This window comes from Enterobacter quasihormaechei (genome assembly GCF_004331385.1).
Taxonomy (GTDB): Bacteria; Pseudomonadota; Gammaproteobacteria; order Enterobacterales; family Enterobacteriaceae; genus Enterobacter; species Enterobacter quasihormaechei.
Map to the genome: position 1 here is coordinate 1 of NZ_SJON01000027.1, position 20,769 is coordinate 20,769.

The following is a 20,769-nucleotide window of genomic DNA, read 5'->3' on the forward strand; positions in this document are numbered from 1 at the left end:
CGTGAAGTGATTCACATCCGCCGTGTCGATGGAGGCGCATTATAGGGAGTTCTCCGCAGGCCGCAACCGCTAAATGACAGAAAAATGACTGACTGCTGCATTCCCCAGCAAAACCCCGCCTTATACCCTTTTACACACAGAGTTATCCACAGCACTTCGAAAAAGTGAAAATATGCGAGCGTTGCGCAAACGTTTTCGTTAAAATGCTCGCGCTTAACAAGGAGGCCTCGTCAGGTGTGTTAGATGAGTTTTTCGCTGGAAAATTCATCTAACGCTCTCTGTAATCGTGAAATCCAGGGGATTTACCATGCAACAACGTCGTCCAGTCCGCCGCGCTCTGCTCAGTGTTTCTGATAAAGCCGGTATCGTCGAATTCGCTCAGGCACTTTCCGCACGCGGTGTGGAGCTGCTTTCTACAGGCGGTACCGCTCGCCTGTTAGCAGATAAAGGTCTGCCGGTAACCGAAGTGTCCGACTACACCGGTTTCCCGGAAATGATGGATGGACGCGTCAAAACCCTGCATCCGAAAGTGCACGGCGGCATTCTGGGCCGTCGCGGTCAGGACGACGGCATTATGGAACAGCATGACATCGCGCCTATCGATATGGTCGTTGTTAACCTCTATCCGTTTGCCCAGACCGTCGCCCGCGAAGGCTGCTCTCTGGAAGATGCGGTTGAGAATATTGATATCGGCGGCCCAACCATGGTGCGCTCCGCGGCGAAGAACCATAAAGATGTGGCCATCGTGGTGAAGAGCAGCGACTACAGCGCCATTATTAATGAGATGGATGCTAACGACGGCTCCCTCACTCTCGAAACCCGCTTCGACCTTGCGATTAAGGCGTTCGAACACACCGCCGCGTACGACAGCATGATCGCCAACTACTTCGGTAGCCTGGTGCCTGCCTACCACGGCGAAAGCAAAGATCCCTCTGGCCGCTTCCCGCGCACCCTGAACCTGAACTTCATTAAGAAGCAGGATATGCGTTACGGTGAGAACAGCCATCAGCAGGCTGCCTTCTATATAGAAGAAGAGGTAAAAGAAGCCTCCGTTGCGACCGCCCAGCAGGTTCAGGGCAAAGCCCTTTCCTATAACAACATTGCCGACACCGACGCCGCGCTGGAATGCGTGAAAGAGTTCAGCGAGCCGGCCTGCGTTATCGTCAAGCACGCCAACCCGTGCGGCGTTGCGGTAAGCACTTCTATTCTGGATGCCTACGATCGCGCCTACAAAACCGACCCGACCTCCGCGTTCGGCGGCATTATCGCCTTCAACCGCGAGCTGGATGCCGAAACCGCGCAGGCCATCATCTCCCGCCAGTTTGTCGAAGTGATCATCGCGCCGTCCGCATCAGAAGAAGCGTTGAAAATCACTGCGGCAAAACAGAACGTGCGCGTGCTGGTTTGCGGTCAGTGGGCGGAACGCGTGCCGGGCCTGGACTTCAAGCGCGTGAACGGCGGTCTGCTGGTTCAGGATCGCGATTTGGGTATGGTGACAGAAGCCGACCTGCGCGTGGTGACCAAACGTCAGCCGACCGAACAGGAGCTGCGCGACGCGCTGTTCTGCTGGAAAGTGGCGAAGTTCGTGAAGTCTAACGCCATTGTTTACGCCAAAGAGAACATGACCATCGGGATAGGCGCAGGCCAGATGAGCCGCGTTTACTCTGCGAAAATTGCCGGTATCAAAGCAGGCGACGAAGGCCTGGAAGTGAAAGGCTCCGCCATGGCCTCTGACGCCTTCTTCCCGTTCCGCGACGGTATCGACGCTGCGGCTGCGGTGGGCATCACCTGTGTGATCCAGCCTGGCGGCTCTATCCGCGACGACGAGGTGATTGCCGCTGCCGACGAACACGGCATCGCAATGATCTTTACCGACATGCGCCACTTCCGCCATTAATTCCCGGAGCAGAAAATGAAAGTATTAGTGATTGGTAATGGCGGGCGCGAGCACGCGCTGGCATGGAAAGCGGCGCAGTCCCCGCAGGTGGAAACCGTCTTTGTGGCGCCGGGTAACGCCGGTACGGCGCTGGAACCCGCGCTGCAAAACGTCGCAATCGGCGTAACCGATATCCCGGCGCTGCTGAGCTTTGCCCAGACCGAGAAGATCGATCTGACCATCGTTGGCCCGGAAGCGCCGCTGGTGATTGGCGTCGTAGACGCCTTCCGCGCCGCTGGCCTGAAAATCTTCGGCCCAACGGAAGGTGCCGCGCAGCTGGAAGGCTCAAAAGCCTTCACCAAAGATTTCCTCGCGCGTCATAACATTCCGACGGCGGAGTATCAGAACTTCACCGACGTCGAGCCCGCGCTGGCTTACCTGCGTGAAAAAGGCGCGCCGATTGTCATCAAAGCTGACGGCCTGGCCGCCGGGAAAGGCGTTATCGTGGCGATGACGCTCGAAGAAGCCGAAGCGGCAGTCCAGGATATGCTGGCAGGCAACGCCTTTGGCGATGCGGGCCACCGCATCGTGATCGAAGAATTCCTCGACGGCGAAGAGGCGAGCTTTATCGTGATGGTCGACGGCGAGCACGTTCTGCCGATGGCCACCAGCCAGGATCACAAGCGCGTGGGCAATGGCGATACCGGCCCCAACACCGGCGGGATGGGCGCTTACTCCCCTGCTCCCGTTGTCACCGATGAGGTGCATCAGCGCACCATGGACCGCATCATCTGGCCTACCGTGAAGGGCATGGCGGCGGAAGGTAACACCTATACCGGCTTCCTCTACGCAGGCCTGATGATCGACAAGCAGGGCAACCCGAAGGTGATCGAATTCAACTGCCGCTTTGGCGATCCGGAAACCCAGCCGATCATGCTGCGCATGAAATCCGACCTGGTGGATCTGTGTCTGGCGGCCTGCGAAGGCAAGCTGGACGAGAAAACCTCAGAGTGGGACGAGCGTGCGTCTCTGGGCGTGGTGATTGCTGCGGGCGGCTATCCGGGGAACTACAGCACCGGAGATGAGATCCACGGCCTGCCGCTGGAAGAGATTGACGGCGCGAAGGTGTTCCACGCCGGGACAAAGCTGGCTGACGATGACCGCGTGCTGTCCAACGGCGGCCGCGTGCTGTGTGCGACCGCACTGGGCCAGACCGTGGCAGAAGCGCAGAAACGCGCCTATGCGCTGATGGCGGATATTCACTGGGACGGCAGCTTTAGCCGTCAGGATATCGGTTATCGTGCCATTGCGCGGGAGCAGGGGGAGTAATTTCCCCCTCACCCTAACCCTCTCCCTCAAGGGAGAGGGAACTTAAATCAAAAACTTTTCTCTGTCGGCTGCCAGGTGCAGAAGTCTTCGTTCGCCACCAGCAGCAGCTGAGAGCCTTCCGGCGCCTCAAGCCACGCCACGCTCACTTCCATAGACGAATGCCGCTGACGGCGCTGAATGTGTTCGGTTGCCCAGGATTCAAGTTCAGGCTTTACGGTCTGCCCTTCGCAGGTGGTCACCGTGCCATTGGCATGCCAGCGCCCCTGGCGCAGCACCACGCGGCCCTGACGCAGCGCGTCGCTGGTCTGACGGAGCTGTTCGGCGCGGTAGCGGTAAAGGGCAACCTGATCGCTGGAAAGCTGCTGTTTCAACCCGCTGACTTCATGCTGCATAAAGCTCAGCTCGCCGTGGTCGTCGAAACGCACCTTCACGTGTTCGGGGGTCTTGCTGTAGATGTTCAGTTCAATCAGCGACAGCGCATCGCCCTGCCAGCGGTACTCTGCGGTCGAGGTGTTGCCGTTATGCCACGGGCTGAACGCGGTAAGCATATGGACTTCATCGCTGGAATCTTTGCGCCAGATCCTGACCGCGCCCTGGTTGTCAGCGTAGCCGCTGGCGGTAAACGGGGGGAGTGAGGAATCATGGCTACAGGCAGACAGCAACAGTACGCCTGCCAGCGCGAGCGTTCCACGCCAGAATGACAAAAGGGGCGTTGCCGCCCCTTCGTTAAAACTGTTCACTGCCACGCGTCTTACTTAACTGCGTCTTTCAGTGCTTTACCAGAAACAAATGCCGGCACGTTAGCTGCGGCGATTTTGATTTCTTTACCGGTCTGCGGGTTGCGGCCAGTACGCTCAGCGCGGTGGTTCACTTTGAAGGTACCGAAACCAACCAGTTGTACAGCATCGCCTTCTTTCAGAGACTCAGTAATAGCAGCCAGGGTAGATTCCAGAGCAGCTTTAGCCTGCACTTTAGACAGATCAGCCTTGTCCGCAATTACATCAATCAGTTGAGTCTTGTTCATAAGTTATCCTTTCAATGTGTTTATCGCTTGCTAAGCATCGAGTGCGACGAAAATGCCAAAAAAGCACTCTCCTGCATACACGCACCGATAGCCACTTTTTTTCGCCCCCCAAATGTAGACCAGACGGGGGGCGAAAGGGAAGAGTCGAGGAGTGACAAAACAGGCGTTAAATCACGTTTTGTTGTCTCATTGGTTAAAAATTATACCAATATTGCTCTCACCGGCCTCACGCAGGTCCGCACGCAGCCCTTTGATCAGCTCAATATCACGCTCTTCACACTCTGCCAGCAGGCGGAAAATCTCCCACTGAATGTCCCATTCCTGTTCAACCGCCGGGTTAGCACGCAGCTCTTCGTCGGTCATTTCGCGGCCTTCCTGCGTCATTTCCAGCATCGCGACGGTCGTGATGGACGCCTTACTGACTTCAATGGCGTGCTCCAGCGTTTCACCGCTCAGACGGGAGTGGATCAGCTCGCTCAACGCCACGCAGGCATCGATAGCCGGATAAACGCCATACAGGTCGTAATCGTCCGCCGCCGGGATCGCCTCTTCCAGCTTTTCCAGCTGTGAATCGAAGTTCACCTTTGCGTCTTTCACCGTCAGCGTCTCCCAGATCAAATCCAGGATACGTCGATAAATCTGGCCTTCGCCAAACTCCGTTTGCTTACAGAACGCGGCATAGTTGGGATACATGCGCTCGCACAGGCAAGCCATAAACGTCACGTGCTGCCAGCTTTCCAGCTTCTCAAGGCGCAGATGAATCGGGTTTTGTAACATGATGATGTCTCGAATCGAAAATTAGCCGCAGTTTACCTGAATCACGGCTGAATTTCCTGCCAACGAATGAATGCCGGACGTGAAGAGGCAACGGCGTCAGCCCAGCGGGTTGGCTCCGGTAATCGATAGCCCTTCATGCAGCGCTGCACCCACGCCAGCGCGCTGTCCATGCTCACCCGATGCCCGGTGGCAATAAACAGCGGATTACAGCGCGCTTTACTGCGCCAGACCCACGCCAGCTGCTCGCCTTTATGGATAAGCGGCGCCAGCGCGCCCGGTTCGGCAGAGAGTGGCTCAAACGCGCCGCACAGGCGTTTTTTCGCCACGCCGATGGTTGGCACGTCCACCAGCAGACCAAAGTGGCTGGCGACGCCTAAGCGGCGCGGATGTGAGATACCGTGCCCATCAACAAACAGCAGGTCAGGTTTTTGCGAGAGTTGCTCCCATGCGGCCAGCAGCGCGGGGTATTCGCGGAAGGAGAGAAAGCCGGGAATATAGGGCATGGTGGTGGCGATACGCGCCACCTTGTACTCCACCAGCTCCAGCGACGGGTATTTCAGCACCACCATCGCCGCCCGCGTCACTTCACCGCCCTGCTCAAACCCGACGTCCGCCCCGCCAATGTACTGCGGGGGATCCTTATCCAGACGATCCTCGCGGATCACCGATGAAGCCAGTTCGATTTGCTGAGCGCGTAGCGACGCGAGATCCATAACCACTCCTTACTTGTGATACTGGGCAGAAAGCCGATGCACCGCCTCCACAAATACGCCTGCGTGTTCAGGCGGTACATCCTGATGAATGCCGTGGCCGAGGTTAAAGACGTGGCCTTCACCCTGGCCGAAACCAGACAGTATAGTCGACACTTCCTCTTCGATGCGGGCAGGCTGAGCATAGAGCATGGATGGATCCATGTTGCCCTGTAGCGCCACTTTGTCGCCCACGCGACGGCGCGCATCGGCAATATCGGTGGTCCAGTCGAGGCCCAGCGCGTCGCAGCCGGTGGCCGCCATCGCTTCCAGCCATTGGCCGCCGCCTTTGGTGAACAGCGTTACCGGCACGCGGCGACCGTCGTTTTCACGCAGCAGGCCATCGACGATTTTGTGCATGTAGTACAGGGAGAACTGCTGATAATCACGCCCGGTCAGCACACCGCCCCAGGTGTCGAAAATCATCACCGACTGCGCGCCCGCTTTAATCTGCGCGTTGAGGTAGAGGGTGACGCTCTTCGCCAGCTTGTCGAGCAGCGCATGCAGCGCCAGCGGTTCGGCGTACATCATCTTTTTAATCATGGTGAAGGCTTTGCTGCTGCCGCCTTCAACCATGTAGGTGGCCAGCGTCCACGGGCTGCCGGAGAAACCAATCAGCGGCACTTCGCCCTTCAGCTCGCGGCGAATGGTGCGCACAGCGTTCATCACGTAGCCCAGCTCGCCTTCCGGATCGGGGATCGGCAGTTTATCGACGTCGGCTTTGCTTTTGATTGGGGAGGTGAAGCGCGGGCCCTCGCCGGTTTCGAAATAGAGCCCCAGGCCCATCGCGTCCGGAATGGTAAGAATGTCCGAAAAGAGAATGGCGGCATCCAGCGGGAAGCGGCGCAGCGGCTGGAGCGTCACCTCACAGGCTAGCTCGGCGTTTTTGCACAGCGACATAAAATCGCCCGCCTGCGCGCGCGTGGCTTTGTACTCTGGCAGATAGCGTCCCGCCTGGCGCATCATCCACACCGGGGTGACATCAACGGGCTGGCGCAGCAGCGCACGCAGATAACGATCGTTCTTCAGTTCGGTCATTTTGCAGTTCCTTATTGCGTCAGGCCGTCAGTGTAACACTACTCATACTCGGCCCGACACATTGCCACGGTATCTTCTATCAGGCGACGCGCCACCGTTCCCGGCGGGGGTAACAGCGGTAAATTGTCGTAGCGGTACCAGTTCGCCTCCAGCAGTTCTTTCTGGTCGATAACAATCTCGCCGCTGTCGTATTCCGCCATAAACGCGGTCATCAGGGACATCGGGAACGGCCACGGCTGGGAGGTCACGTAGCGCAGGTTCTTCACCTTGATGCTGCTCTCCTCCATCACCTCGCGCGCCACCGCCTGCTCCAGCGTTTCGCCTACTTCCACGAACCCGGCGAGGACGGTATGAATGCCGTTGCGATGACGGGTATGCTGCGCCAGCAGGATGGAATCATCACGGCGGATGGCGACGATGATGCACGGCGCGATTTGCGGATAGTAGCGTTCACGGCAGTGGCCGCAGAGCAGCGCCCATTCGGTTTTGCTTGGGTGCATGGTGTGCCCGCAGTAACCGCAGTATTTGTGCGAGCGGTAAAACTCCGCCAGCTGTACGCCGCGCCCCGCCAGCTGGAACAGGCCGACGTCCAGATCTAACACCTGACGTACGGATCCCATATCCTGACGGCGCGCCTGCTGGATCAACCACACGGGATCGCCCTGCCACTCGCCGATCTTCAGCGCGGACTGGCCCACCAGATCGAACGTTTCCGCGGCACCGTAGGGCAACTCTCCTGAGGGCAGCCATAATTTTTGTTCGTGGCTGACGATCCACCAACCCAGATCTGATTTTTCAATAATACGATCCATATCTATTGCACTACCTTCGCTTCACTGACATGTTGTTAGCATTGTGGTTACATTTTGGATAAGCAGATCCCATTCTAAACCTTATGGAGTCGACCATGTTAAACCAGCTGGAAAGCCTGACTGAGCGCGTTGGAGGAAGTAACACCCTGGTGGATCGCTGGCTACATGTGCGCAAGCATCTCCTTGTGGCGTATTACAATCTGGTCGGTCTTAAGCCTGGCAAAGAATCCTTTATGCGGCTGAATGAAAAAGCGCTGGATGATTTTTGTCAGAGCCTGGTCGACTACCTCTCCGACGGCCATTTCAACATTTATGAACGCATTATCCGCGAAATGGAAGGGACAACGCCGTATTTAGCGGCCAGCAAACTCTGTCCGCAGCTGGAAGCCAACACCCAGAAGATCATGGACTACTACGATTCCACGCTTGAGAACGCTATCGATCACGATAACTATCTTGAGTTCCAGCAGGCGCTTTCGGACCTGGGCGAAGCGCTGGAAGAGCGATTCACGCTGGAAGACAAGCTCATCGCCCTCGTGCTGGATAACAACCTGAATATCAGCAGCAGCGATAACGTTGTGCGCCCTGCTTGAGTTCTTAATCGTTAACGAGTAATTTACAACCAGTCGCCCCTCTGCGGAGGGGGATTTTTCTTGTCGGAGTGCCCAGTGTGTAAGCACGGGCTGAGACCGTTAATTCGGGATCCGCGGAACCTGATCAGGTTAATACCTGCGAAGGGAACAAGAGTCATGCTGCTGTTGTATCGCCCCTGGGGCGATCTCCTCTTGCTTCATCCGTCGTCTGACAAGCCATGTCCTTCACTTCTGGAATGAGCTATGTCTACAACAAAACTGACCCGCCGCGAACAGCGCGAACACGCGCAACGCTTCATCGACACCCTGGAAGGCACCGCTTTCCCGAACTCGAAACGCATCTACATCACCGGTTCACAGGCCGATATTCGCGTGCCAATGCGCGAAATCCAGCTCAGCCCGACGCTTATCGGCGGCAGCAAAGAGAACCCGCAGTATGAAGACAACGAAGCCGTGCCGGTGTACGACACCTCCGGCCCGTACGGCGATCCCTCTGTCGCCATCAACGTCCAGCAGGGGCTGGCAAAGCTGCGCCAGCCGTGGATTGACGCGCGTAACGACTGCGAAGAGCTGAGCGTGCGCAGCTCTGCGTACACCAAAGAACGTCTGGCCGACGACGGCCTGGACGAGCTGCGCTTTACCGGCCTGCTGACGCCAAAACGCGCCAGGGCGGGCAAATGCGTAACCCAGCTGCACTACGCGCGCCAGGGGATCGTCACGCCGGAGATGGAGTTCATCGCCATCCGTGAAAACATGGGGCGCGAGCGCATCCGCAGCGAAATATTGCGCCACCAGCATCCTGGCGAAGGCTTCGGCGCTCGCCTGCCGGAAAACATCACGCCGGAGTTTGTGCGTGATGAAGTGGCCGCCGGGCGCGCGATTATCCCCGCCAACATCAACCACCCGGAATCGGAGCCGATGATTATCGGCCGCAACTTCCTGGTGAAGGTTAACGCCAACATCGGCAACTCTGCCGTCACCTCGTCCATCGAAGAAGAGGTGGAAAAGCTGGTCTGGTCGACGCGCTGGGGCGCGGACACGGTGATGGATCTCTCCACGGGGCGTTACATCCACGAAACCCGCGAGTGGATCCTGCGTAACAGCCCGGTGCCGATCGGCACCGTACCGATTTACCAGGCGCTGGAGAAGGTCAACGGCATCGCCGAAAACCTCACCTGGGAAGCGTTCCGCGATACGCTGCTGGAGCAGGCGGAACAGGGCGTGGACTACTTCACCATCCACGCGGGCGTGCTGCTGCGCTACGTGCCGATGACGGCGAAACGTCTGACCGGCATCGTCTCACGCGGTGGATCCATCATGGCGAAGTGGTGCCTGTCCCATCATCAGGAAAACTTCCTCTACGAGCACTTCCGCGAGATCTGCGAGATCTGCGCCGCGTACGACGTTTCGCTTTCGCTGGGCGACGGCCTGCGTCCGGGCTCTATCCGCGACGCCAACGACGAGGCGCAGTTTGCCGAGCTGCACACCCTGGGCGAGCTAACCAAAATCGCCTGGGAGTATGACGTGCAGGTGATGATTGAAGGCCCGGGCCACGTGCCGATGCAGATGATCCGCCGCAACATGACCGAGGAGCTGGAGCACTGCCACGAAGCGCCGTTCTACACTCTGGGGCCATTGACCACCGATATCGCACCGGGCTACGACCACTTCACCTCCGGGATTGGCGCGGCGATGATCGGCTGGTTCGGCTGCGCCATGCTCTGCTACGTGACGCCGAAAGAGCACCTCGGTCTGCCCAACAAAGAGGACGTGAAGCAGGGACTGATTACCTACAAGATTGCCGCCCACGCGGCGGATCTGGCGAAAGGCCATCCGGGCGCGCAAATCCGCGATAACGCCATGTCCAAAGCGCGCTTTGAATTCCGCTGGGAAGACCAGTTCAACCTGGCGCTGGATCCGTTTACCGCCCGCGCCTATCACGATGAAACCCTGCCCCAGGAGTCGGGCAAGGTGGCGCACTTCTGCTCCATGTGCGGGCCAAAATTCTGCTCGATGAAAATCAGCCAGGAGGTGCGGGACTACGCCGCTGCGCAGACCATTGAAGTCGGTATGGCGGACATGTCGGAAACCTTCCGCGCCAGAGGCGGCGAAATTTACCTCAAAAAAGAGGAGGCGTAATGTACCAGCCCGATTTTCCCTCCGTGCCCTTCCGCTTAGGGCTTTACCCGGTGGTGGACAGCGTGGAGTGGATCGCCCGCCTGCTGGAGGCCGGCGTTCGCACCCTCCAGCTGCGCATCAAGGATAAGCGCGATGAAGAGGTGGAGGCCGACGTCGCCGCCGCCATCGCGCTGGGGCATCGCTACACTGCTCGCCTGTTTATCAACGACTACTGGCGGCTGGCCATCAAGCACCGGGCGTACGGCGTCCATCTGGGTCAGGAAGATCTGGAAACCACCGATTTGAACGCCATCCGCCAGGCTGGCCTGCGCCTTGGCGTTTCAACACACGATGACATGGAGATCGACGTGGCGCTGGCAGCCCGTCCCTCTTACATCGCCCTCGGTCACGTTTTCCCGACGCAAACCAAGCAGATGCCGTCTGCCCCGCAGGGTTTGACGCAGCTGGCGGCGCACGTGAAGCGCCTTGCCGATTATCCTACCGTCGCCATCGGCGGGATCAGCCTTGAACGTGCGCCCGCCGTACTGGAAACCGGCGTCGGCAGTATCGCCGTCGTCAGCGCTATCACCCAGGCGGCAGACTGGCAGGCCGCCACCGCACGGCTTTTACAACTGGCAGGAGCAGGCGATGAAAGATCGTGATTTTATGCGCTACAGCCGCCAGATCCTGCTGGAGGATATCGCCATTGACGGGCAGCAAAAGCTGCTCGCCAGCCGGGTACTGATTGTCGGCCTGGGCGGATTAGGCGCCCCCGCCGCGCTGTATCTGGCCGGTGCGGGCGTGGGTACGCTGGTACTGGCCGATGACGATGAAGTACACCTCAGCAACCTGCAACGGCAAATCCTCTTCACGACAGAAGATGTTAACCAGCCTAAGGCGCAGGTTACGCGCCAGCGGCTGAACCAGCTTAACCCCGATATCGAACTGGTTGCGCTCCAGACGCGGCTTAGCGAAGACGAGCTGCAACGCGAAGTTGCCCTTGCCGACGCGGTGCTGGACTGCACGGACAACATGGCAACGCGTCAGGCCATCAACGCGGCCTGTGTTGCACAGAACACGCCGCTGATCACCGCGAGCGCGGTCGGTTTCGGCGGGCAGATAATGGTGCTTACGCCGCCGTGGGCGCAGGGCTGTTACCGCTGCCTGTGGCCGGACGAGGCTGAACCGGAGCGTAACTGCCGCACGGCAGGCATTCTTGGCCCGGTGGTGGGCGTGATGGGCACCCTCCAGGCGCTGGAGGCCATCAAGCTGCTCAGCGGCATGGAAACAGCGCGCAACACGCTCCGGCTGTTCGACGCCCGTTCCGGCGGCTGGCGCCATCTGGCGTTAAGCCGCGCCAGCCACTGCCCGGTATGCGGAGGCCGCAATGCGCATTCTGTTTAACGATGAGCCGATGACGTGCGACGACGGTCTCACCGTTGCCGCCCTGCTCGACACGCTGCGCCAGCTGAAGCCGGGAACGGCGCTGGCGCTCAATCAACAGATCCTGCCGCGCGAGCAGTGGGAACGTCAGCAGGTCAATGAAGGCGACCAGATCCTGCTGTTTCAGGTTATCGCAGGGGGCTGAGATGTTACGTATTGCCGATAAAGTCTTTGATTCACATCTGTTTACCGGAACCGGAAAGTTCGCCTCCCCGCAGCTGATGGTGGATGCCATCCGAGAAAGCGGCAGCCAGCTGGTGACGCTGGCGATGAAGCGCGTGGACCTTCGCCAGCACAACGATGCCATTCTTGTACCGTTGTTGGAAGCCGGCGTCACGCTGCTGCCTAACACCTCCGGTGCGAAAACGGCCGAGGAGGCGATTTTCGCCGCACAGCTGGCCCGGGAAGCGCTCGGCACCCGCTGGCTGAAGCTGGAAATTCACCCGGATGCGCGCTGGCTGCTGCCGGACCCGATAGAGACCCTGAAAGCCGCAGAAAAGCTGGTACAGCAGGGGTTTACCGTTCTGCCTTACTGCGGCGCGGATCCCGTGCTGTGCAAGCGTCTGGAAGAGATCGGCTGCGCCGCCGTCATGCCGCTGGGGGCGCCCATTGGCTCTAATCAGGGGCTCGAAACCCGCGCAATGCTGGAGATCATTATTGAGCAGGCTACCGTGCCCGTGGTGGTGGATGCGGGCATCGGCGTACCCAGCCACGCCGCGCAGGCGCTGGAAATGGGCGCCGATGCGGTGCTGGTCAATACCGCGATTGCGGTGGCCGACGATCCGGTGATGATGGCGCGCGCGTTCCGCCTTGCGGTGGAGTCCGGTCTGCTGGCACGGCAGTCCGGTCCAGGCTCGCGCAGCCTTCATGCACAGGCTACGAGCCCGCTGACCGGTTTTCTGGAGGCGCTCTGATGGCTACCTTTACCGATCGCTGGCGTCAGCTTCACTGGGACGATATTGCCTTACGCATCAACAGTAAAACCTCTGCGGACGTAGAGCGGGCGTTAACAGCCCGTCATCTGACCCGCGAGGATTTGATGGCCCTGCTTTCTCCGGCAGCCAGCGCATACCTTGAACCGATGGCGCAGCGCGCTCAACGCCTTACCCGCCAGCGCTTTGGCAACACGGTGAGCTTTTACGTGCCGCTCTATCTTTCTAACCTGTGCGCCAACGACTGCACCTACTGTGGCTTCTCCATGAGCAACCGCATTAAGCGTAAAACGCTGGATGAGCATGAGATCGCCCGCGAGTGTGACGCTATTCGTGAAATGGGATTTGAACATCTTCTGCTGGTGACGGGTGAACATCAGAGCAAAGTGGGGATGGACTATTTTCGCCAGCATCTTCCGGCCATTCGCCGCGAATTTGCCTCATTGCAGATGGAAGTACAGCCGCTGTCGCAGGAGGAGTACGCGGAGCTGAAAACCCTCGGGCTGGACGGCGTAATGGTTTATCAGGAAACCTACCATGAGGCGACTTATGCCCGGCATCACCTGAAAGGGAAGAAGCAGGATTTCTTTTTCCGGCTGGAAACCCCGGACAGGCTGGGGCGCGCCGGCATCGACAAAATTGGGCTGGGCGCGCTTATCGGTCTGTCTGACAGCTGGCGGGTGGATTGCTATATGGTGGCGGAGCATCTGCTGTGGCTACAGCAGAACTACTGGCAAAGCCGCTATTCCATCTCGTTCCCGCGGCTGCGTCCGTGTACGGGAGGCGTTGCACCTGCCTCGATAATGGATGAGCGCCAGCTGGTGCAAACAATATGCGCCTTTCGCCTGTTCGCGCCGGAAGTGGAACTGTCGCTCTCCACGCGTGAATCCCCGGCGTTTCGCGACCGCGCGATCCCCCTGGCGATCAACAACGTCAGCGCCTTTTCCAAAACGCAGCCGGGTGGTTACGCGGACGATCGCCCGGAACTGGAACAGTTTACGCCTCACGACGGACGACGGCCCGAAGCGGTGGCGGAAGCACTGGCGGCACAGGGCCTACAGCCGGTGTGGAAAGACTGGGACAGCTGGCTGGGAAGAGCCTCGCATTCGCGCTGAAACCGCCTGCAAAATCGCGAAAGGGTTACGAGGGGGCTCGTGAGATCAAAACCGGGCGATTGAGGAAATCCGTCCGGTTTTCTTATGATTAACCCCGTCAGCAACGGACGCTGACCAGGGTGAAAATGCTTCTTCCTCGTTTCGCCCTGCCCTCCGCCTCTTAAAAAAAATTTCAATCGTTAAAATAAATGCGACTTTTCTTAGCTACTCTTAAGATAAATCATCTCGTCGGAAGTCGCCTTCTGTATAATTTACTACCAGCAACCGGACAGCGACTATGCTGAGGATATCGACAGACGCAACGCGCCTACCATCTGGACTGATGTACAACTCATGGCACTCCACAGTAAAAAGCTCTCTTTTACCCGCCCCATTATGGTCAGCTTCGCGGGGATCCTCTTCAGCTTCGTGCTGATCGCGATCCTGGTCATCCTTTCACAGCGAAAGGATTTTCTTGAGGATTATCATAAAATTAATGGTAACTTCACCCATAATCTGGCGGTGAACTATACCGAGTCCATTCTGCGGGAAAATGACTATATTCTTGGTCGCGCGGCGATGTACTACGCCCGTAATGACAGAGTGAATCAGACGTTAAATATCGATCCGGCACACGGTTTGCAGATGTTAATGCATTTGCAGAATCTGATGCCGACGGTGTCGTCTATCTCTCTGGCGGACACGGAGGGGCGCCATCTGCGCGCGCCGGAAGTCCTGCCAACGGAGAAGAGTCAGACGTTCGATGCACGAACCCGCCCATGGTTTATCGGGCAAGCGGAAGCCAGTAACTTTCCGCACTACACCCGCCCCTATCTGGACTATTTCACCCAACATCCCACCGTCACCCTCTATAAGCCGGTCATTTCACCGGAAGGCCGTCTGAAGGGCACGCTCGCTTTCCATCTTGATTTAACCTCCATGGGATATACCCTGCGCCAGATGGTAGCTCCCGTACAGGGTGAGTTTTTCGTCGTCGAACGTGACGGCGCCGTTGTGCTTCATCCGGACACGGGGGCGCTCTTTAAGCAGTACGTCAGCGAAGCGCTGATGGACAAAATGACCAGCGGCGAAGGCTATCTCTTCGATTCCAGAAGCAAGACCTGGTATTACTACTACTCGTTCACCAATCCGGACTGGTTTGTGATTTATCGGGTTTCCGATGCCACGCTATCCGTCATCACCCGGCATGAAACCACCGTCGTCGGCTGGGGATTTGCGCTGGCGGCAATCATCATCATTCTGTTCGGACTGTATCTTCGTCATGCCTCACGTTCAGTGCTGATGAACATTATCAACGCCATCAAAACCGGCGACGTCAACCAGGCGCCACGTCTTGAGGCGATGCTCAGCCATACCATTCGAACCAATAAAGAACGGGAGCTGGCCTATGTCCGTCAGGCCACCCATGATGCGCTGACAGGCTGTAAAAACCGCCGAGCCTTCGACAACGATGTGGATGCGTTGATGGCCGCTCATCAACCCTTCGCTCTGGCGCTGGTCGACATTGATAACTTCAAATCCATTAACGACACCTGGGGCCACCTGAGCGGGGATATCGTTCTGCGTAACGTGGCGCGCGAAGGCATTCAGATCATGCAGCCGCACCACGTCTCGGTTTATCGCTACGGTGGAGAAGAGTTCGGGGTGATTTTCCCGGCCGAGCTGATGAACTCCGCGCACGCGCTACTGGAAGCCTGGCGCACCGCCGTGGAAAAACGGACCTGGCGGGAAGAGAACCTGCGGGTGACCTTCAGCGCGGGGCTGGGTGAATGGCACTTCGAACCGCTGGAACAATTTGTCGGTAGCGTAGATGAAGCGCTGTATACCGCTAAACAACAGGGTAAAAACCGCATCATAAGCACGGCCAGCCGATAATCTCCCTCCTGAAATTCTGCCCGTTCTGACGGGCAGAATGCTCTCCTGCTTTAAATTGTAACCGGTTTCAGAAAAATGCCGATTTCTTTGTGATGCCTGACACACAATCGCGGTAAAGCGGTTGTTGAAGCGCACTGCACGGGATAATTATCAATAAACACATGTAGATCGAGGCTGACTATGAAGAACATCGTTTTATGCTGTGCAGCGGGAATGTCAACCAGCATGCTGGTTCAACGTATGAAAGATGCCGCGCAGAAAAAAGGAGTCGAAGTAACCATTAAAGCCGTTCCGGTCGCGGAATTTAAAGACAACATCGCGACGGCTGATATCGTATTACTGGGGCCACAGGTGAAATACGAACAGGCAAAACTCCAGGCGCAGGCCGATCCGCTCGGGAAAAAGGTCGCGGTTATCGACATGATGGATTACGGCATGATGAAAGGTGATGCCGTACTGGAAAAAGCGCTTAAACTGCTGGAGTCATAATGGAAGACTTAGAAACCACCATCATGGAGCTATTGGTCAATGCAGGTGCGGCGCGAAGTGCGGCACTTACAGCGTTGCAGATGGCACGAAAAGGCGACTTTGACGAAGCCGAAAAAGCGATGGAAGAGTCGCGCGAGTATGTGAAACATGCGCATACGATCCAGACGCAGCTCATCGGGCTCGATGAAGGGACAGGAAAACTTCCGGTTAACCTGATCACCGTTCACTCTCAGGACCACCTGATGAACGCGATGGTTATCCAGGATCTGGCGGGCGACATGATTGAGCTTTATCGACGCATCCCGCTGGTAAACTGAAAATGCAGATATAAAAAAACCCGCCGAGGCGGGTTTTTTATTTACGGCATCAACGATTACTCGTTGTCGGAACCGCCCAGACCTGCGTTCAGCAGTTCTGCCAGGCTCGCGGATGCATCTTCGGCAGTTACCTGCGGTGCAGCTGGCAGTTCGCCCGCTGCGCGACGACGCATACGATCCTGGTGGTACGCATAACCGGTACCGGCCGGGATCAGACGACCCACGATAACGTTCTCTTTCAGACCGCGCAGTTCATCACGTTTACCCGCAACAGCCGCTTCGGTCAGGACACGCGTGGTTTCCTGGAACGATGCTGCGGAGATGAAGGACTCGGTTGCCAGAGACGCTTTGGTGATACCCAGCAGATCGCGTGCGAAGGTCGCACCGATTTTGCCGTTCGCTTCCAGATCGCGGTTAGCGATCTTAACGCGTGAGTATTCAACCTGCTCGCCTTCCAGGAAGTCGGAGCTGCCCGCGTTTTCGATGGTGGCTTTACGCAGCATCTGACGAACGATAACTTCGATGTGTTTATCGTTAATCTTAACGCCTTGCAGACGGTATACGTCCTGTACTTCGTTAACGATGTAACGAGTAACAGCATGCACACCACGCAGACGCAGGATGTCGTGCGGCGCTTCTGGACCGTCGGAAACCACGTCACCACGTTCTACGCGTTCACCTTCGAACACGTTGAGCTGACGCCACTTAGGAATCATCTCTTCGTACGGCTCGCTGCCATCTACAGGCGTGATAACCAGACGGCGCTTACCTTTGGTCTCTTTACCGAAGGAGATGATACCGCTGATTTCAGCCAGGATTGCAGGCTCTTTCGGACGACGTGCTTCGAACAGGTCCGCAACGCGTGGCAGACCACCGGTGATGTCCTTGGTACCGCCGGATTCCTGAGGAATACGCGCCAGGGTGTCACCAGAGCTGATCTGTACGCCATCTTCCAGCTGTACAATCGCTTTACCCGGCAGGAAGTACTGCGCAGGCATATCGGTACCAGGGATCAGAACGTCGTTACCCTGAGCATCAACGATTTTCAGTGCAGGACGCAGATCTTTACCGCCGGTAGTACGTTCAGCAGAATCCAGAACCACCAGAGAAGACAGACCGGTCAGCTCGTCGGTCTGACGAGTAATGGTCTGGCCGTCAATCATGTCAGTAAAGCGGATGAAACCACTTACTTCGGTGATTACCGGCATGGTGTGTGGATCCCAGTTTGCAACGGTTTCACCGCCGGCAACCTGCTCGCCATCACCTTTCGCCATAACCGCACCGTAAGGCACTTTATAGCTCTCTTTGGTACGACCGAATTCGTCGATCAGCTTCAGCTCGGTGTTACGAGAGGTCACAACCAGCTTGCCTGCGGAGTTAACAACAGACTTCGCGTTGCTGAGCTTGATGCTACCTTTGTTTTTCACCTGGATGCTGGATTCAGCAGCCGCACGAGATGCCGCACCACCGATGTGGAACGTACGCATCGTCAGCTGTGTACCCGGCTCACCGATGGACTGTGCCGCGATAACGCCGATGGCTTCACCTTTGTTGATGATGTGGCCACGCGCCAGGTCACGACCGTAGCAGTGCGCACACACACCAAAGTCGGTGTCACAGGATACAACGGAACGTACCTTCACGGAGTCAACAGAGTTCGCTTCCAGCAGGTCACACCACTGTTCGTGCAGCAGGGTGTTGCGTGGAACCAGAATGTCTGCGGTGCCCGGCTTCAGAATGTCTTCCGCGGTCACACGACCCAGTACGCGATCGCGCAGCGGCTCTTTAACATCACCACCCTCGATAACTGGGGTCATGGTGATACCTTCGAGGGTGCCACAATCGTCTTCGGTCACAACCAGATCCTGCGCAACGTCAACCAGACGACGCGTCAGATAACCGGAGTTCGCAGTTTTCAGTGCGGTATCCGCCAGACCTTTACGCGCACCGTGCGTGGAGATGAAGTACTGGAGTACGTTCAGACCTTCACGGAAGTTCGCGGTGATTGGCGTTTCGATGATGGAGCCATCTGGCTTCGCCATCAGACCACGCATACCTGCCAGCTGACGAATCTGTGCCGCAGAACCACGCGCACCGGAGTCGGCCATCATGTAGATGCTGTTGAAGGAAACCTGCTGCTCTTCGACGCCGTCACGGTTAATCACGGTTTCGGTTTGCAGGTTGTCCATCATCGCTTTGGATACACGATCGTTCGCCGCTGCCCAGATATCGATAACTTTGTTGTAACGTTCGCCTGCGGTTACCAGACCAGACTGGAACTGCTCCTGGATTTCAGCAACTTCAGCTTCCGCTTCAGAGATGATCTCGTGTTTCTTCTCTGGGATGACCATGTCATCGATACCAACAGATGCACCTGAACGCGCTGCATAAGCAAAGCCGGTGTACATTGTCTGGTCAGCGAAGATAACGGTCGGCTTCAGACCCAGAATGCGGTAACAGGTGTTCAGCATTTTGGAGATCGCTTTCTTGCCCAGCGCCTGGTTGACGATGGAGAAAGGCAGACCTTTCGGTACGATCATCCACAGAATCGCACGGCCAACGGTCGTGTCTTTCAGGCTGGTGTGCGCAACGAATTCGCCGTTTTCATCTTTTTCGTATTCGGTGATACGCACTTTAACGCGCGCATGCAGAGAGGCCAGGCCAGCGCGATAAATACGCTCAGCTTCTTTAGGGCCAGTCAGCACCATGCCTTCGCCTTTGGCGTTAACACAGTCACGGGTCATGTAGTACAGACCCAGTACAACGTCCTGAGAAGGAACGATGATTGGTTCACCGTTCGCTGGAGACAGAATGTTGTTGGTAGACATCATCAGCGCACGCGCTTCGAGCTGGGCTTCCAGCGTCAGCGGTACGTGAACAGCCATCTGGTCACCATCGAAGTCGGCGTTATAAGCCGCACAAACCAGCGGGTGCAGCTGGATAGCTTTACCTTCGATCAGTACTGGCTCAAATGCCTGGATACCCAGACGGTGCAGGGTTGGTGCACGGTTCAGCAGTACCGGGTGTTCGCGGATCACTTCGTCCAGGATATCCCAAACGACAGCTTCTTCACGCTCAACCATTTTCTTAGCGGCTTTGATGGTGGTGGCGAGGCCACGCAGCTCCAGCTTGCCGTAGATGAACGGTTTGAACAGCTCCAGTGCCATTTTCTTCGGCAGACCGCACTGATGCAGACGCAGGTATGGACCTACGGTGATTACAGAACGACCGGAGTAGTCAACACGTTTACCGAGCAGGTTCTGACGGAAACGACCCTGCTTACCTTTGATCATGTCGGCCAAAGATTTCAGAGGACGTTTGTTCGAACCGGTGATCGCACGACCGCGACGACCGTTATCCAACAGGGCATCGACTGCTTCCTGAAGCATACGTTTTTCGTTGCGTACGATGATGTCCGGCGCAGCCAGATCCAGCAAACGTTTCAGACGGTTGTTACGGTTGATTACGCGACGGTACAGATCGTTCAGATCTGACGTTGCGAAACGACCACCATCCAGCGGAACCAGCGGACGCAGATCTGGCGGCAGAACCGGCAGAACGGTCAGGATCATCCACTCTGGCTTGTTACCAGACTGAACGAACGCTTCCAGCAGTTTGATACGCTTGGTCAGCTTTTTACGCTTGGTTTCGGAGTTGGTTTCGTTCAGCTCTTCGCGCAGCGTTTCACACTCTTGCTCCAGATCCATGCTCTTCAGCAGGGCCTGAATAGCTTCCGCACCCATCTTCGCGTCGAATTCGTCACCGAACTCTTCCAGCGCGTCCAGATACTGTTCTTCGGTCAGGATCTGGTTACGTTCCAGATTCGTCATCCCGCCTTCGATAACCACATAAGATTCGAAGTACAGAACACGTTCGATATCGCGCAGCGGCATATCCAGCAGCAGGCCGATACGGGACGGCAGAGATTTCAGGAACCAGATGTGAGCGGTCGGAGACGCCAGCTCGATGTGGCCCATACGCTCACGGCGCACTTTAGTCTGGGTCACTTCAACGCCGCACTTCTCACAGATCACACCACGGTGTTTCAGGCGCTTGTACTTACCGCACAGGCACTCGTAGTCTTTTACTGGCCCGAAAATACGCGCACAGAAAAGGCCGTCACGCTCAGGTTTGAACGTACGGTAGTTAATGGTTTCCGGCTTTTTAACTTCACCGAAAGACCATGAACGGATCATGTCTGGCGAAGCCAGAGCAATTTTGATCGCATCAAACTCTTCGGTTTTAGTTTGCGCTTTCAGAAACTTTAATAAGTCTTTCACGG

19 protein-coding genes and 1 riboswitch are annotated in these 20,769 nt (G+C 57.1%); of the genes, 12 read left to right on the forward strand and 7 right to left on the reverse strand.

The window, feature by feature from the left end:
* Positions 1-307 precede the first annotated feature (307 nt).
* Positions 308-1,897, forward strand: a complete 1,590-nt coding sequence (purH, locus tag E0L16_RS21090) for a bifunctional phosphoribosylaminoimidazolecarboxamide formyltransferase/IMP cyclohydrolase (RefSeq protein WP_049138094.1) — start codon at positions 308-310, stop codon at positions 1,895-1,897.
* A gap of 15 nt (positions 1,898-1,912) precedes the next feature.
* Entirely contained in the window at positions 1,913-3,205 is a 1,293-nt protein-coding gene (gene purD / locus E0L16_RS21095) for a phosphoribosylamine--glycine ligase (RefSeq protein WP_131638185.1), read from the forward strand.
* A 47-nt stretch (positions 3,206-3,252) separates the two neighbouring features.
* Here the strand turns inward: purD and E0L16_RS21100 are convergent, their stop codons facing one another.
* From E0L16_RS21100 to nudC, 6 genes are all read right to left on the reverse strand, one after another.
* The gene (locus tag E0L16_RS21100) at positions 3,253-3,945 is read right to left on the reverse strand and encodes a DUF1481 domain-containing protein (protein ID WP_131638195.1); all 693 of its coding nucleotides are present in this window, start codon (positions 3,943-3,945) and stop codon (positions 3,253-3,255) included.
* Positions 3,946-3,956: 11 nt separating this feature from the next.
* Positions 3,957-4,229 carry a nucleoid-associated protein HU-alpha gene (hupA, locus tag E0L16_RS21105; protein WP_002445246.1) on the reverse strand — a complete coding sequence of 91 codons (273 nt, stop codon included), beginning with the start codon at positions 4,227-4,229 and terminating at the stop codon, positions 3,957-3,959.
* 186 nt (positions 4,230-4,415) lie between these two features.
* Entirely contained in the window at positions 4,416-5,006 is a 591-nt protein-coding gene (locus E0L16_RS21110; protein WP_022646712.1) for a YjaG family protein, read from the reverse strand.
* A gap of 41 nt (positions 5,007-5,047) precedes the next feature.
* Positions 5,048-5,719, reverse strand: coding sequence for a deoxyribonuclease V (gene nfi / locus E0L16_RS21115; RefSeq protein ID WP_010425928.1), 672 nt, complete (start codon positions 5,717-5,719; stop codon positions 5,048-5,050).
* Between the two features lie 9 nt (positions 5,720-5,728).
* Positions 5,729-6,793: a uroporphyrinogen decarboxylase gene (gene hemE / locus E0L16_RS21120; protein ID WP_028015107.1), complete on the reverse strand. Its 1,065-nt coding sequence runs from the start codon at positions 6,791-6,793 to the stop codon at positions 5,729-5,731.
* Positions 6,794-6,831: 38 nt separating this feature from the next.
* Positions 6,832-7,605, reverse strand: coding sequence for an NAD(+) diphosphatase (gene nudC / locus E0L16_RS21125; protein ID WP_049138089.1), 774 nt, complete (start codon positions 7,603-7,605; stop codon positions 6,832-6,834).
* A 95-nt stretch (positions 7,606-7,700) separates the two neighbouring features.
* On the opposite strand from nudC, the gene rsd reads away from it, so the two are divergent.
* The 10 genes from rsd to E0L16_RS21175 all read left to right on the forward strand — a co-directional run bounded on the left by rsd (position 7,701) and on the right by E0L16_RS21175 (position 16,487).
* On the forward strand, positions 7,701-8,198 hold the full coding sequence (rsd, locus tag E0L16_RS21130) for a sigma D regulator (RefSeq protein ID WP_112793155.1): 498 nt from the start codon (positions 7,701-7,703) through the stop codon (positions 8,196-8,198).
* A gap of 54 nt (positions 8,199-8,252) precedes the next feature.
* Positions 8,253-8,362, forward strand: a riboswitch (TPP riboswitch).
* A gap of 79 nt (positions 8,363-8,441) precedes the next feature.
* Positions 8,442-10,337, forward strand: coding sequence for a phosphomethylpyrimidine synthase ThiC (thiC, locus tag E0L16_RS21135; protein WP_107534453.1), 1,896 nt, complete (start codon positions 8,442-8,444; stop codon positions 10,335-10,337).
* Positions 10,337-10,978, forward strand: coding sequence for a thiamine phosphate synthase (thiE, locus tag E0L16_RS21140; protein ID WP_063865942.1), 642 nt, complete (start codon positions 10,337-10,339; stop codon positions 10,976-10,978). The genes thiC and thiE overlap by 1 nt, the downstream gene beginning before the upstream one ends.
* Positions 10,965-11,720 carry a thiazole biosynthesis adenylyltransferase ThiF gene (gene thiF, locus E0L16_RS21145; RefSeq protein WP_131638187.1) on the forward strand — a complete coding sequence of 252 codons (756 nt, stop codon included), beginning with the start codon at positions 10,965-10,967 and terminating at the stop codon, positions 11,718-11,720. Before thiE ends, thiF begins: the two co-directional genes overlap by 14 nt.
* Positions 11,704-11,904, forward strand: coding sequence for a sulfur carrier protein ThiS (thiS, locus tag E0L16_RS21150; RefSeq protein ID WP_063450072.1), 201 nt, complete (start codon positions 11,704-11,706; stop codon positions 11,902-11,904). The genes thiF and thiS overlap by 17 nt, the downstream gene beginning before the upstream one ends.
* Before the next feature lies 1 nt (position 11,905).
* Positions 11,906-12,673, forward strand: a complete 768-nt coding sequence (thiG, locus tag E0L16_RS21155) for a thiazole synthase (RefSeq protein WP_131638189.1) — start codon at positions 11,906-11,908, stop codon at positions 12,671-12,673.
* On the forward strand, positions 12,673-13,806 hold the full coding sequence (gene thiH, locus E0L16_RS21160) for a 2-iminoacetate synthase ThiH (RefSeq protein ID WP_131638191.1): 1,134 nt from the start codon (positions 12,673-12,675) through the stop codon (positions 13,804-13,806). The genes thiG and thiH overlap by 1 nt, the downstream gene beginning before the upstream one ends.
* A gap of 333 nt (positions 13,807-14,139) precedes the next feature.
* Positions 14,140-15,681, forward strand: a complete 1,542-nt coding sequence (locus E0L16_RS21165) for a sensor domain-containing diguanylate cyclase (protein ID WP_131638193.1) — start codon at positions 14,140-14,142, stop codon at positions 15,679-15,681.
* A gap of 180 nt (positions 15,682-15,861) precedes the next feature.
* On the forward strand, positions 15,862-16,170 hold the full coding sequence (locus E0L16_RS21170) for a PTS sugar transporter subunit IIB (RefSeq protein WP_010425948.1): 309 nt from the start codon (positions 15,862-15,864) through the stop codon (positions 16,168-16,170).
* On the forward strand, positions 16,170-16,487 hold the full coding sequence (locus tag E0L16_RS21175; protein ID WP_003862327.1) for a PTS lactose/cellobiose transporter subunit IIA: 318 nt from the start codon (positions 16,170-16,172) through the stop codon (positions 16,485-16,487). The genes E0L16_RS21170 and E0L16_RS21175 overlap by 1 nt, the downstream gene beginning before the upstream one ends.
* A gap of 56 nt (positions 16,488-16,543) precedes the next feature.
* Here E0L16_RS21175 and rpoC read toward each other — a convergent pair whose 3' ends face one another.
* Positions 16,544-20,767 (reverse strand): DNA-directed RNA polymerase subunit beta', encoded by a 4,224-nt coding sequence (rpoC, locus tag E0L16_RS21180; protein ID WP_006810528.1) that lies wholly within the window; start codon positions 20,765-20,767, stop codon positions 16,544-16,546.
* Between the last annotated feature and the right edge of the window lie 2 nt (positions 20,768-20,769).

Bases quoted from the DNA above. Each gene is read 5' to 3' on its own strand.
- thiG (WP_131638189.1), top strand. From the start codon at position 11,906: ATGTTACGTATTGCCGATAAAGTCTTTGATTCACATCTGTTTACCGGA.
- thiC (WP_107534453.1), top strand. From the start codon at position 8,442: ATGTCTACAACAAAACTGACCCGCCGCGAACAGCGCGAACACGCGCAA.
- E0L16_RS21175 (WP_003862327.1), top strand. From the start codon at position 16,170: ATGGAAGACTTAGAAACCACCATCATGGAGCTATTGGTCAATGCAGGT.
- nfi (WP_010425928.1), bottom strand. From the start codon at position 5,719: ATGGATCTCGCGTCGCTACGCGCTCAGCAAATCGAACTGGCTTCATCG.
- nudC (WP_049138089.1), bottom strand. From the start codon at position 7,605: ATGGATCGTATTATTGAAAAATCAGATCTGGGTTGGTGGATCGTCAGC.
- purH (WP_049138094.1), top strand. From the start codon at position 308: ATGCAACAACGTCGTCCAGTCCGCCGCGCTCTGCTCAGTGTTTCTGAT.
- thiH (WP_131638191.1), top strand. From the start codon at position 12,673: ATGGCTACCTTTACCGATCGCTGGCGTCAGCTTCACTGGGACGATATT.
- thiE (WP_063865942.1), top strand. From the start codon at position 10,337: ATGTACCAGCCCGATTTTCCCTCCGTGCCCTTCCGCTTAGGGCTTTAC.
- thiF (WP_131638187.1), top strand. From the start codon at position 10,965: ATGAAAGATCGTGATTTTATGCGCTACAGCCGCCAGATCCTGCTGGAG.
- thiS (WP_063450072.1), top strand. From the start codon at position 11,704: ATGCGCATTCTGTTTAACGATGAGCCGATGACGTGCGACGACGGTCTC.
- rsd (WP_112793155.1), top strand. From the start codon at position 7,701: ATGTTAAACCAGCTGGAAAGCCTGACTGAGCGCGTTGGAGGAAGTAAC.
- purD (WP_131638185.1), top strand. From the start codon at position 1,913: ATGAAAGTATTAGTGATTGGTAATGGCGGGCGCGAGCACGCGCTGGCA.
- E0L16_RS21110 (WP_022646712.1), bottom strand. From the start codon at position 5,006: ATGTTACAAAACCCGATTCATCTGCGCCTTGAGAAGCTGGAAAGCTGG.
- hupA (WP_002445246.1), bottom strand. From the start codon at position 4,229: ATGAACAAGACTCAACTGATTGATGTAATTGCGGACAAGGCTGATCTG.
- E0L16_RS21165 (WP_131638193.1), top strand. From the start codon at position 14,140: ATGGCACTCCACAGTAAAAAGCTCTCTTTTACCCGCCCCATTATGGTC.
- hemE (WP_028015107.1), bottom strand. From the start codon at position 6,793: ATGACCGAACTGAAGAACGATCGTTATCTGCGTGCGCTGCTGCGCCAG.
- E0L16_RS21170 (WP_010425948.1), top strand. From the start codon at position 15,862: ATGAAGAACATCGTTTTATGCTGTGCAGCGGGAATGTCAACCAGCATG.